This window comes from Allobosea sp. TAB14 (genome assembly GCF_052113865.1).
GTDB classification, from domain to species: domain Bacteria; phylum Pseudomonadota; class Alphaproteobacteria; order Rhizobiales; family Beijerinckiaceae; genus Allobosea; species Allobosea spartocytisi.
On the sequence record NZ_JBFRDQ010000194.1, the window covers coordinates 1 to 12,597 of the forward strand.

Annotated in this window: 8 protein-coding genes; 7 read left to right on the plus strand and 1 reads right to left on the minus strand. The window is 67.3% G+C overall.

The genetic code is table 11. The features are described 5' to 3' along the window. Positions 1-327 precede the first annotated feature (327 nt). Together ampH and AB4Y99_RS22850 are read left to right on the plus strand one after the other, a co-directional pair. Positions 328-1,461 (plus strand): D-alanyl-D-alanine-carboxypeptidase/endopeptidase AmpH, encoded by a 1,134-nt coding sequence (gene ampH, locus AB4Y99_RS22845; RefSeq protein WP_441524946.1) that lies wholly within the window; start codon positions 328-330, stop codon positions 1,459-1,461. 3 nt (positions 1,462-1,464) lie between these two features. Further along, on the plus strand, positions 1,465-7,794 hold the full coding sequence (locus AB4Y99_RS22850; RefSeq protein WP_441524947.1) for an autotransporter-associated beta strand repeat-containing protein: 6,330 nt from the start codon (positions 1,465-1,467) through the stop codon (positions 7,792-7,794). 192 nt (positions 7,795-7,986) lie between these two features. Here AB4Y99_RS22850 and AB4Y99_RS22855 read toward each other — a convergent pair whose 3' ends face one another. After that, on the minus strand, positions 7,987-9,102 hold the full coding sequence (locus AB4Y99_RS22855) for a LysR family transcriptional regulator (RefSeq protein WP_441524948.1): 1,116 nt from the start codon (positions 9,100-9,102) through the stop codon (positions 7,987-7,989). Between AB4Y99_RS22855 and AB4Y99_RS22860 the strand changes: the two genes are divergently transcribed. The 5 genes from AB4Y99_RS22860 to AB4Y99_RS22880 all read left to right on the plus strand — a co-directional run. Next, positions 9,033-9,863 (plus strand): transporter substrate-binding domain-containing protein, encoded by an 831-nt coding sequence (locus AB4Y99_RS22860; RefSeq protein ID WP_038361688.1) that lies wholly within the window; start codon positions 9,033-9,035, stop codon positions 9,861-9,863. The genes AB4Y99_RS22855 and AB4Y99_RS22860 overlap by 70 nt on opposite strands. Before the next feature lie 38 nt (positions 9,864-9,901). Next, positions 9,902-10,645: an amino acid ABC transporter ATP-binding protein gene (locus AB4Y99_RS22865; RefSeq protein ID WP_191123146.1), complete on the plus strand. Its 744-nt coding sequence runs from the start codon at positions 9,902-9,904 to the stop codon at positions 10,643-10,645. A gap of 4 nt (positions 10,646-10,649) precedes the next feature. Further along, positions 10,650-11,324 carry an amino acid ABC transporter permease gene (locus AB4Y99_RS22870; protein ID WP_441524949.1) on the plus strand — a complete coding sequence of 225 codons (675 nt, stop codon included), beginning with the start codon at positions 10,650-10,652 and terminating at the stop codon, positions 11,322-11,324. Further along, a complete protein-coding gene (locus AB4Y99_RS22875) occupies positions 11,324-11,989 on the plus strand; it encodes an amino acid ABC transporter permease (RefSeq protein WP_441524950.1) in 666 nt (221 codons plus the stop codon). Before AB4Y99_RS22870 ends, AB4Y99_RS22875 begins: the two co-directional genes overlap by 1 nt. 25 nt (positions 11,990-12,014) lie before the next feature. Beyond that, a partial coding sequence (locus tag AB4Y99_RS22880; RefSeq protein ID WP_441524951.1) for a nitrilase-related carbon-nitrogen hydrolase occupies positions 12,015-12,597 on the plus strand: 583 nt, incomplete at its 3' end.

A 12,597-nucleotide genomic window follows, 5' to 3' on the forward strand; every position in this document is an offset into this window, starting at 1 on the left:
GCCTCAACCGCGTGGCCGAGGGCTGGCCGGTCTCGCGACAATATCGGCAGGAGCTGCGAAAGCGCCTCGGCGTCTGAGAACCGCTGCCGATTCGCGGGATCTCCATCTTCGGTCATTTAACCGATTCCTCACGATGAGTTCGGCTCGGAGCGCCRTTCGTCGAACCCGCATGTCTGTTGGTCGAACAGGGCTTGCCGCCCGGCAGGCGGGCGATCTCAATGCGGACATCGTTCGACGGACCCGCCCCCGCCTATGCCTTTTCGCCGCCCCCCTCGCCTCGACGCACCGAAACCGAGATGCCTGCCGGCGCGCAAAATCGCATGGCTCGTGCTTTGCTCCCTTTTTGCGATCGCATCGACCGCGGGCGCGCAGCGGGCGGAAGCCGACGATCTCGCGCTGCGCGATGCGGCGTCGATGGCCGGCGTCGGAATGTTCCTCAATGCGCGCGCGCCCGGCCTGATCCTCGCCGTCGTCCGCGGCGAGGACAGCTTCATTGCGGGATATGGCGAGATCGCGCCGGGCAGCGGCAAGGAGCCGGATGGGCGTTCGATCGTCCGCGTCGGCTCGGTCTCGAAGGTTTTCGCGACCGATGTGCTCGCCGTCATGGCGGCGACCGGACAGGTTTCGCTCGATGCGCCGCTTGCCGGCTATGCACCGCCGGGCAAGACGCCCCTGGCTTTCGAAGACAGGCCGGTCACGCTGCTCGACCTTGCGACGCATTCGGCCGGTCTGCCGCGCGAGATGCCCGATCCGGCGACACCGCCTGATGAGAAGAATCCGTTCGCGGCTTATAAGGCCTCGTATTACTGGGACTGGATGTCGAGCCATCGGTCCGCCTATCGGCCGGGCACGACCGCAATCTACTCGAATTTCGGCTTCGGCCTGCTCGGCGAGGCGCTTGGCAAGGCCGGCGGAAAGCCGTTCGCGGAACTGGTCGGCGAGCGCATCACCAAGCCGCTCGGGATGGCAGATACGACCTTGCGCCTCTCGGAGGCACAGAAGCCTCGGCTGATGACCGGGCTCGACCCGTTCGGAAAGCCCGACCCGAACTGGGAGGCGAGCGAGGTCATGCAGGCCAGCGCCGGCATCTACACCACCGCCGACGACATGGTGAGGTGGATGCGCTGGCACCTTGCCGACGATGCGGCCGGGCGGGCGGCACGGACACTCGCTCATGCGCTCTGGCGACCGCATGACGGGCTTTCCCGCCTGGTCGGGGTCGAGGCGACGGACTCCGAGGGGATGGGGCTTGGCTGGATCGTCAGCCGGCCGAAGGACAGGGTGCCTCTCCTCCTCGGCAAGAGCGGCGGGATCGGCGGCTTCATGAGCTATGTCGTGCTCTCGCCCAATCGCAGGCTCGGCATCTTCGTCGTCGCAAGCAAGGTCGACTTCGCCATGTTCGAGGGGCTGAGGACCGCTGTCCGTGATCTGGCGGCGGAACTGACCCCGGCGACCCCGTAGACGATGGCCGCGTTCCCTTCCCTCCGCACATCGAGCCACCTCGCCTGCTCGACCGCGATGCTGCGCGTCTGGCTCGCTCTGGCCGGATCAGCCGCTTCCTGCACGCCACTCGTGCTGGCGCTGCCCGCCTGGGGGCAAGTCAGCGGAAAGGGAGGAGCCGGCGGTGCCCACGGCATCAGTCGCCCCACCACGGGACAGGCAGGTAGCCTCGGTGGCGAATATTCCGGCGGTGGCGGCGGCGGTGGTGGCGGGGCCAATGCCCGGCCGAGCGGCGGATCCACAGGCGGCAAGGGCGGCAGCGGCGTGGCCGGCCATGGCGGCGGCGCCGGCGGCGACATCAGCGGAAGCTCATCCGTTCTCCAGTCCATTCCACCCGGATATCTCGGCCATGTCGGGCAATCCGGATCGGCAGGCGGGTCGCCCTCGCATGGCGCGGCCGGCGCGCCGGGACATGATGGCGGCAGTGGCGGCGGCGGTGGCGGGGGAGCCGTCGGTCTCGATTTCTACGGGGCATTGCTGTCGGCAAGCCAGACGATCAACCTAGTCGGCGGCAATGGCGGCAGTGGCGGAACCGGAGCGAACGGCGGCAACTCCTACAGAGACCCCTTCATCGGACATGGGGGGGCTGGTGGGGGCGGAGGTGGCGGCGGCGGCGGCGGTGGCGCGGGGTTGTCCCTGCCGGGGCAGGAGCTCGTCTTCAGCCCTTCTTCGGTCGGGTTTCATTGGGTTGCGCCGTCCAACCTTGTCGTGACGACCACCAATGCAACGTTAAAGGGCGGCAATGGTGGCCGAGGCGGAGACGGCGGCGACGGAGGATCGGGCTCGGGGGCCTATGTGTCGCAAACCTGTCTTCCAGGAGGCCGGGGCTGTGTGCCGATCCGCATGTATCCAGGCGATGGCGGCCCCAGCGGTTCCGGCGGAGACGGCGGTGCCGGCGGCGCTGGTCTGCTCTCGCTCTACGGCCGGCAGATCAGCCTTTTTGCGGCCACCGCTCAGGGCGGCAACGGCGGCGACGGCGGCGGCACCGGCAACGGAGGCAATGGCGGCTCAAGCTACGGCTATAGCGGCATGACAGATGGCGCTCGCGGCGATTTCGGAACGAACGGAAGCGGCGGCCGCGGAGGGGCCGGTATCGAGATCGTGGCGACAAGCGGCGGCAGCACGATCATCTCCCTGTCGTCGGATAGCCATGCCCTCGGGGGCAAGGGTGGCAGGGCCGACTATCTTGCTTCGCCCGGCTGGGGAGGCGACGGCATTCGTGTAGCCGGGCCCGCGACCATCACCGTGGGTGGGACTGCGGCCGGCGGCGGCGGTGGCGATGTCAACGGTGCATGGTTCGGCGGCGGCGGAGGTGCAGGCATCTTCGTCGACGGCCCGGCCAACGTTACGGTCCAGAACGGCGCGCAAGTGTCTGGCGGACGCGGCGGGCTCGGCGAGCAATCATCCGCCGGCCGCGGAGGCGATGGCGGCTCGGGCATCGAGGTGCTGCGCGGCGGGACATCCCTTATCATCGCCGGAGAGGTGCGCGGCGGCGACAGCCAAGGCTTTGTTCCCGGCTCGCAAGGCGCGGCGATAGCCCTGAACGGCAGCGGCAATTCGGTCGAGCTGCAAGCGGGGTACAATCTGGTCGGCAAGGTGAATGGCGGCAGCAATGCGACGCTCATTCTCGGCGGCGCGACGAATGCGAGCTTCGATCTCAGCGGACTGGGTTCGCAATATCTGGGCTTCTCGGATTTCAACAAGGGCGGCGCGAGCACCTGGATCCTGTCGGGTGCTGCGACGGCCTTTCGCGGCGACATGGCGATCGATGCCGGAACGCTCGCCTTCTCGGCAGGAGCGCAGCTCACGGCGACGAAAGCGCAGATCGCAAACGGCGCGGGTTCGACCGCGGCCGTCTCGGTCACGGGGGCTGGAGCGAAATGGACCGTCGACGGTCCGCTTGTCGTTGGCAATCAAGGTCAGGGCGGCCTGACGGTCTCCGATGGAGGCACCGTTCTCGCCGGCTCGATCAACGCCGGAACGGCGATCGGCGGGACCGGCACGATCAGCATCAGGGGCAACGGCTCGCATCTGGGAGCCGGCAGCCTCGTGCTCGGCGATGGTGGCGCGGCATCGGCTCTGGTGTCCGGTGCCGCATCGAGCCTGACGGCAGATACGTTCACGGTCGCGAACTTCGGCCGCGCCGATCTTACGGTAGCCGACGGCGGCCGAGCCGGCGCTGGCGGGGGCCGGAATATCGAGGTCGCCAAGAACCTGGGCAGCTTCGGTACCATCAATATCGGCGCGGCTGCCGGGCAACCCGCGACCGCACCTGGGACACTCGACAGCGACATCCAATTCGGTGCTGGCACCGGCAGTCTGGTCTTCAACCACACCTCCAGCGGCTACACATTCACCAAAGCGATATCGGGCGCAGGCGCGATCGACTTCCGCGCCGGCACGACGATCCTCACGGCCAATAGCGGGGGATTCTCAGGGCCGACAACAATCGCCGGCAGCACRCTTCGGATGGCAGACAGCGCACGGCTCGGCGGCACCGTCAGCATTGATGGCGGAGGCCGGGTCGAAGGCGGTGGTAGCATCGGCGCGACGACAGTCAACAACGGCGGCACGCTCGCGCCTTCCGGCTGGAACGCGCTCACGATCGACGGCGACGTGACCGTCAATGGCGGCGGCACCCTCCAGCCTTCGGATGCCGCCGGCCTCATCGTCGATGGCACGCTGACGCTCAATTCCGGCAGCGCTTACGACTACCGGCTGCATGGCTACGGATCGTCGGCCGCCGGCTCGGCGACGACGCGCGTCAACGGCAACCTCGCCCTCAATGGCGGGACGTTGAATCTCGCCAGCAGCTCCCAACCCGCGCTCGGCTACCACCGCGCTTTCACCTATACGGGAACCCTGTCGGGTGGCAGCTTCCCCGTCGGGACGGTGCCCAACACCGGGCCGTTCGCTTACAATTACAGCGTCGACACCTCACAAAGCGGCAAGGTCGATGTGCTCGTCGGCGCCAATGGCGTCAACATCCTGCAGCTCTGGGGCACGACATCGGCCGGTGGCGCCAGTGGTAGCTGGACTGCCACCAATCAGAATTGGCTCGACCTTGGCGGCGCAACGCCGACGCAATGGGGCGGCGGCTATGGCGTGTTCCGGGGTCCGGGGGGCACCGTCACGCTCGACAGCGTCAACGGTGCGCTTAGCGCCGTCGGGCTGCAATTTGCCGGCGGCAGCTACACGCTGACCGGCGACAGCCTCAATCTGCATGGCTATAGCGGCGGCGGCATCACCATCACCACGCCGGAAATCAGGGTGCTCGACGGAGAGACGGCCCGGATCGACGCAACGCTCACCGGCACGGCCGGTTTCGAGAAGACCGGCGACGGCACGCTCATCCTCGGCGGCGCCAACAGCTACAGCGGCGGCACCACGATCTCGGGTGGCACATTGCAGATCTCCGCCGACGCCAACCTCGGCGCAAGCGGCGGCGGTCTCTCCTTCGACAATGGCGCGTTGCGCACGACGACGGACATCGTCTCCATCCGGAACGTTGCGCTGCTCGGCACCGGCGCGATCGAGACGGATGCCGGCACCACATTGACTTTGTCCGGCCCGGTCGGCGGCCCCGGCGGACTGATCAAATGGGGCGACGGCACGCTTCTCCTTACCGGCAACAACAGCTGGGCGGGCGGCACCCTGCTCACTGCCGGCACGATCAGGGCTGGCAGCGCCGGTGCCCTGCCGACCATGACCGATTGGATGCTGACCGGCGGCAAGCTCGACCTCGCCGGTCATGATCTCTCGATGGCCTTCCTGGCGAGCACCGGCGGCGAGATCGCGCTTGGCGGCGCCGACCTCACCGTCAATCAGGCGCAGGACAGCCTCCATGCCGGAACCATCACCGGCGTGGGGCGCCTGCTGAAGGATGGCCCCGGCGCATTGCTGCTGACCGGCACGAACAGCTATTCCGGCGGCACGGTGATTCGCGACGGCACGCTCGCCATCGTCGCCAACGCCAATCTCGGCAGTGCAGCTTCCGCCATCGCCTTCGACGGCGGTGGCCGCGTGATGACGCTGGCCGACATCACCAGCGACCGCTCGGTCACGCTAGCCGGCACCGGCACGATCGAGACCGCTGCCGGCACGCGTTTCGTCCTCGGCGGCTCGACCAGTGGTGGCGGCAACCTGGTCAAGGAGGGTTGGGGAACGCTGACCTTGACCGGCAGCGCTGACCATGCCAGAGGCACGACGATCACGGCCGGCACGCTCCAGATCGGCGATGGCGGCACGACGGGCGAGCTCGCCGGCGACGTCTCAAACGACGCTGTCCTGCGCTTCAACCGCTCGAACCTGTACAGTTTCGGTGGCGCCATCTCCGGCGCCGGCATCGTCCTTCAGTCCGGCACCGGGATGACGAGCCTGACTGGCACGAACTCCTATTCCGGCGGCACATTGATCGAGGCCGGAACCCTGCAGGTCTCGCGCGACGCCAATCTGGGCGCCGGCGGAACGGCCATTACTTTCCTGGGTGGAGCGCTGCGGTTCGGTGCCTCGTTCAATACCGATCGCACCATGCTGCTGATCGGCAATGGCACGGTCGACACCAACGGCCACGATGCGACGCTGACAGGCGGCGTCTACGGTTATGGCGATCTGATCAAGGCCGGCGCGGGCACCCTGACGCTGAGCGGGACGAACTCTTATCGCAACACGCTTGTTACCGCCGGCACCTTGATCGGCGATGCCGCATCGATCTCCGGCGATATCGCCAATAACGGCGCGGTCGTCTTCAACCAGCGAAACGATGCCAGCCTGGCGAGCGTGTTGTCCGGCACTGGCAGCTTCACCAAGGCCGGCGGCGGAGCCCTTGCCTTGACCGGCGACAGCTCCGGCTTCTCCGGCTCGACCACGGTGTCCGCAGGCACGCTCATCGTCAACGGCGCGCTCGGCGGCGGGCTCGATGTCCTGTCCGGCGGTCGGTTGCAAGGCAACGGCACCGTCGGGCCGACCACGATCCATGCCGGTGCGACCATCGCCCCGGGCAATTCGATCGGCACGCTCACCGTCTCCGGCGACATCCGCTTCGAGCATGGCGCGACCTATGCGGTCGAGGTCAGCCCGGGTGGCTCGTCGAGCGACCTGATCCGTGCCAGCGGCAAGGCGCGGCTCTCGGGCGGCTCGGTGGTCCATATCGGCGAGGACGGCACTTATTGGGCGAACCAGCGTTACACCATCCTGACGGCCGGTCAGGGCGTCGAGGGTCGCTTCGACGATGTCAGTTCCAACTTCCTCTTCCTCGATCCGAGGCTGGAATACGACACCAACAATGTCAGGCTGACCCTGCTGCGTAACGACCTGCCGTTCGCCGCGATCGCGCAAACGCGCAACCAGGCCCAGACGGCTCTCGGATTGGAAAGTCTGGGTGATGCCAACCCGTTATGGCTGAGCTTCACGCAACTGCGCGACGAGGGCGAGGCCCGGCGCGCCTATGACAGCTTGTCGGGCGAGATCCATGCGTCGGCCAAGACGGTGCTGATCGAGGGCAGCCAGGAGGTTCGCAACGCGGTGTCGGACCGGATTCGTGCCGCCTTCGACGGGATTGGCGCGCCGCGGATCGCGACACTGGCCTATGCTTCCAGCCACGGGGCGGTCGCGGCGGGGGCAAGCGAGGGCTTTGCCTTGTGGGCGCGTGGCTTCGGCTCCTGGGGCCAGACACGTGGCGACGGCAACGCCGCCTCCCTCACACGCTCGAGCGGCGGCCTGCTTGCCGGTTTCGACATTCCGGTGGTGTCGGAGGCGCGGCTGGGCGTCATGGCGGGCTACTCGCGCTCGACCTTCGAGATCGCTCGGCGCCGCTCCCGCGGCGAGGCGGACAATTACCATATCGGCCTCTATGGCGGAGCTGAACTCGACCGCTTCCGGCTGAGTGGCGGGGTCACCTATGCCTGGCATGAGCTGGACACCCGGCGCAGCGCCGTATTCTCCGGCTTCGGCGAGGAGCTGCGCTCCGATTACGACGCCCGCAGCCTCCAGGTTTTCGGCGAGCTCGCCTATCGCTTCGATGCGGGGCGGACCACCTTCGAGCCTTTCGCCAATCTCGCCTATATCAATTTGCGCAGCGCCGGCTTCACCGAGACAGGCGGCGTCGCAGCCTTCTCCGGCGGCGCGCCGTTCTCGATCGCAGGCGCTCCGATCGCCCGCGACGCGTTGGTCGTCAGCACCGGCCTCGCGCTGAATCTCTCGCCAGAAGCCGAAATTGGACTGTCCTATGACGGGCAGCTCGCGTCGCGCGCGACCGATCATGCCTTTAATGCCCGGCTCGCAGTCAAGTTCTGACGCCACCAGCGTGTGCTGCGATCCGCCGCAATGTCAGATCCGCGGCATCAGATGAGCTTCCGCTTCTGGCTCATTCGCGCTCTGTCGGTGCTGCGTCAGAAGCGGATCGCCTCTGGCTGGCGGCCGCGACCGTGGGCCGTCCGGAGCCGACGCTTCTCACGGGCCAGCCGAGCAACGCGCGCTTCTGCGACTTCAGCGATCTTCGCTGGTCTCCAAAAAGGCGGGACGAACCGCCTTCTTCAGCTCGTCGATGAAGGCTCGGACGAGCCGTTTGGGCGCGCGGGCCTTCTGATAGAGCGCATAGGCCTCGACCGAGACACGCGGTCTGAGGGGCCGCACTTCCAGCCGGTAGCGGCTGCCGCTGATCGCGGTGAAGGAATCGACCAGCGCCACGCCGATCCCGGCCTCGGCCAGCAGGCAGGCCGTGTTGCTGTAGCGCACCTCGATCGGGCAGGGCGGGCGCGCACCGGCGAAGAAATCCCGCTGCAGCAGCAGCCCGAGCCGCGCACCCGGCTCGAAGCCGATCATCCGGTGGCCGGAGAGCATGGCAGGAGAAATCTCGCTCTTGGCGGTTAGCGGATGGTCGGGCGTCATGGCGCAGACCATCTGGCCGGCACCGATCAGCTCCGCCTCCAAACCCGGCCTCGCATAGGGCTCCAGCGAGACCCCGAGATCGGCTGCGCCGCTCTCCAGCCCTTCGATGACGCCATCGGTACGGCGCACGTCGAAATCGACATGCAGCTCCGGCCGGCGGCTGGCGAAGCGCGCCAAAGCGCGTGGCACCAGCGCATTGGCGATCGGGGGCGTCGCGAGAAGCCGCAGCGAGCCGCTGCGCGTGTCGCGCAGCGCGGCGACCTTGCGCGAGAAGGACTGGACCATCGAGAAGATGGGATCGCTGTCGCGATACATCTCGAGAGCTTCCGGCGTCGGGATCAGCCGGTTGCCCTGCCGCTGGAACAGCTGGAAGCCGAGCTGCCGTTCCATCTGCTTGACCGCGGTGCTCACCGCCGGCTGCGACAAGGCCAGCCCCTGCGCCGCCGCCACTGTCGTTTGGCAGCGAATGACTTCTCGAAAGATCTCGAGTTGCCGCAAATTCAGCATGTCGGCCGGCTCCGCTGGGCAGATCGCAGGCAGTATAAATTGGATTGATAGAGGGCCTAGTGATTTTTCTAGATCTGATATTGTAGCGGCTTTCCGGCGCTGACTATCCTGCGGTTTCCCGTTCCCAGGAGCGCGCCATGTTCGCCAGAATTGCCACCATCGGCCTGACCTTGCTGCTCGCCCCCGCCGCGATGGCGCAGACGACATTGAAGACCGCCGTCGATGGCACGTTCGCGCCCCACGCCATGCCCAAGCTCTCCGGCGGCATCGAGGGCTTCAACGTCGATCTGGCCGAGGCTATCGGCAAGCAGCTCGGCAAGACGGTGACGGTCGATGCCGCCCAGTTTTCCGGTCTGATCCCGGCCCTGCAGGCCGGCACCTACGACTTCATCGTCGCGCCGGTGACGGTCAGCAAGGAGCGCGCCGAAAGCCTGCTCTTCACCGAAGGTTATCTCAATACCGACTTCCAGTTCATCACGAAGAAGGGCGCGCCGCCGATCACCGCGCTCGAAGAGCTGAGGGGCAAGGTGATCTCGGTCAACAAGGGTTCGGCCTATGACAGCTGGGCGCGCGGCCTGGAGGAGAAGATCGGCTGGAAGGTCGAGTCGTTCGGCACGCAGACCGATGCCGTTCAGGCGGTGATTTCGGGCCGTGCCTACGCCAATGTGGCCGGCAACACCGTCATCCAATGGGCCGCCAAGAGCAATCCGCAGATCCAGCTCTCCTACACCTATTCGACCGGGCTGGTCTGGGCCGTCGCGCTGCGCAAGGATTCCGCGCCGCTGCGCAACGAGCTCGATCAGGCGATCGAGTGCCTGAAGACGAACGGCACCATGGCCGCGCTGCACGAGAAGTGGTTCGGCACCAAGCCGGCCGCGGGCTCGGCCGCCGTCACCCCCTTCCCGGGATATGGCGTGCCCGACATGCCGGGCTACGACGCGACGGCCCATACCCCCGCCTGCAAGTGAGCGAGGCGAGCGAACTGTTGGCCGGCGGAACCGGCGCCATGCGCCCTCCGCATCCGCTGCTCGACATCCGCGGCCTGCACAAGAGCTTCGGCACGATCGAGGTGCTGAAGGGCATCGACCTTGCCGTCTCGCCCGGCGAACTCGTCTTCCTCATCGGCCCCTCCGGCTCGGGCAAGAGCACGCTGCTGCGCTGCTGCAACCGCCTGGAGGAGCCCAGCGGCGGCTCGATCTGGTTCGACGGGCAGGAGGTGCTGGCAGACAGGATCGACATCAACGCGCTGCGCCGGCGCATGGGCATGGTCTTCCAGTCCTTCAACCTCTACCCGCACATGACCGCGCTGGGGAACGTCACGCTGGCGCTGCGCAAGGTTCTGAAGAAGCCCCGCGCCGAGGCGGAGCGCATCGGCATGGCCGCGCTGGAGGGCGTCGGCCTCGCGCATAAGGCCGCTTCCTACCCGGGCGAACTCTCCGGCGGCCAGCAGCAGCGTGTCGCCATTGCCCGCGCCTCGGCGCTGGAGCCCGGGCTGATGCTGTTCGACGAGCCGACCTCGGCGCTCGACCCCGAACTCGTCGGCTCGGTTCTGCAGGCGATGCGCGACATGCGCGCCGCCGGGATGACGATGCTGGTCGTCAGCCACGAGATGCGTTTCGCCCGCGAGGCGGCCGACCGCGTCGTCTTCATGGATGGCGGCGTCATCGTCGAGCAGGGCCCGCCCGAGCAGATCTTCGGCGCGCCCCGGCACGAGCGCACCCGCGCCTTCGTCTCCGAGGTCGCCCGGTAGCGCCATGGATCGCTTCCTCGACAGCTTCCTCAACGCCAAGCTCATCGCCACCACCTGGCCGGCGATCCTGAGTGGGCTGGTGGTGACGATCGAGATCGCGGCGCTCGTGGTCGTGACCGGCCTGCTGCTCGGCCTGGCGCTCGCGCTGCTGCGCTGGCGGGCCGGCCGCTGGTTCGCCTGGCCGCTGATGCTGTTCGTGGATCTCTTCCGCGCGGTGCCCCCGCTCGTGCTCGTGCTGCTGATCTTCTTCGGCCTGCCCAATGTCGGCATCGAATTGCCGAGCTTCGCCGTGCTCTGGCTGGTGCTGTCACTGGTGCTGGCCGCCTTCGCCGAGGAGATCGTCTGGGCCGGACTGATCGCAGTGAAACGCGGCCAGCGCGAGGCCGCCCGCTCGACCGGGCTGACCGAGACCCAGACGCTGCTCTACGTCGTCCTGCCGCAAGCACTGCGCCTCGCCGTGGCGCCGCTGACCAACCGCACCATCGCCATCACCAAGAACACCGCACTGGGAACGGTGATCGGCGTGCCGGAGATCATCAACCAGGCGACGACGGCGGTCTCCTTCTCGGGCAATGCGACGCCGCTGCTGATGGGTGCCTTCGCCTATCTCCTGCTCTTCATCCCGATCATCGGCCTCGGTCGGCTGATCGAGAGCCGCTTTGCCTGGAGGCGCCAGTAATGGACGTGCTCCTCCAGCAGTTCTTCAATCTCGAGATCATGGGCAAGGCCCTGCCGCTGGTGCTGCAGGGCTTGAAGACCACGCTACTCATCTGCCTGATCGTCATCCCGATGGGCCTCATCGGCGGCGTGCTGGTGGCGTTGGCCAGCCGATCCACGGTTCGCGCCCTGCGGGTTTCGGTGACGCTGCTCGTCGACCTGATGCGTGCCTTACCCCCGCTCGTGGTGCTGATCCTCGTCTATTCGGGGCTGCCTTTTCTCGGCCTGCGCATCTCGCCGCTCACGGCGGTCGTGATTGCCTTCTTCCTCAACAACGCCGCCTATTACGGCGAAATCATCCGCGCGGGCATTGAGAGCGTCCCCGCCGGGCAGTGGGAGGCGGCACGCTCGACCGGCCTGAGGGCGGACCAGGCTTTCACTTGGGTCATCCTGCCGCAGGGCCTGCGCAACGTGCTGCCGGACCTCGTCTCGAACACGGTCGAGGTGGTGAAGCTCACCTCGCTCGCCAGCGTCGTCTCGCTGCAGGAGATGCTCTACTCGGCCGACATGGCCCGTTCTCTCACCTTCAACGCCTCGCCGATCGTGCTGGCCGCGCTGATCTATTTCGCGCTGCTCTGGCCGGCGGTGAGGCTCGTCAGCCGCCTCGAACATGCCGCCGCCCGCTGAGCGGCCATCACTGAAAGGACGCGCCATGCGCATGCTCACCGTCGCCGCCGCCCAGATGGGCCCGATCCAGAAGGCTGACAGCCGCGAGGCGGTCATCGCCCGCATGGTCGCGCTTCTCGACGAAGCCAGGGAGAAGGGTGCCGATCTGGTCGTCTATCCCGAGCTGGCGCTGACGACCTTCTTCCCGCGCTGGTATCATGAGGACCGCGCCGAGGCCGACATCTGGTTCGAGGACGCGATGCCCGGCCCAGCGACGCAAGCCCTGTTCGACCGGGCGCGCGAACACGGCATCGCGATTTCCTTCGGCTATGCCGAGAAGACGCCGGACGGGCATCATTTCAACACCAGCATTCTCACCGACAAGAGCGGCGCCATCGTCGGCAAATACCGCAAGATCCATCTGCCCGGCCACGCCGAATACGACCCTGAGCGCACGCATCAGCATCTCGAGAAGCGCTATTTCGAGCCGGGCGACCTGGGCTTCCCGGTCTGGCGCACGCTCGGCGGCGTGCTCGGCATGGCGATCTGCAACGACCGGCGCTGGCCCGAGACCTATCGCGTCATGGGCCTCCAGGGCGTCGAGATGGTGCTGATCGGCTACAACACGC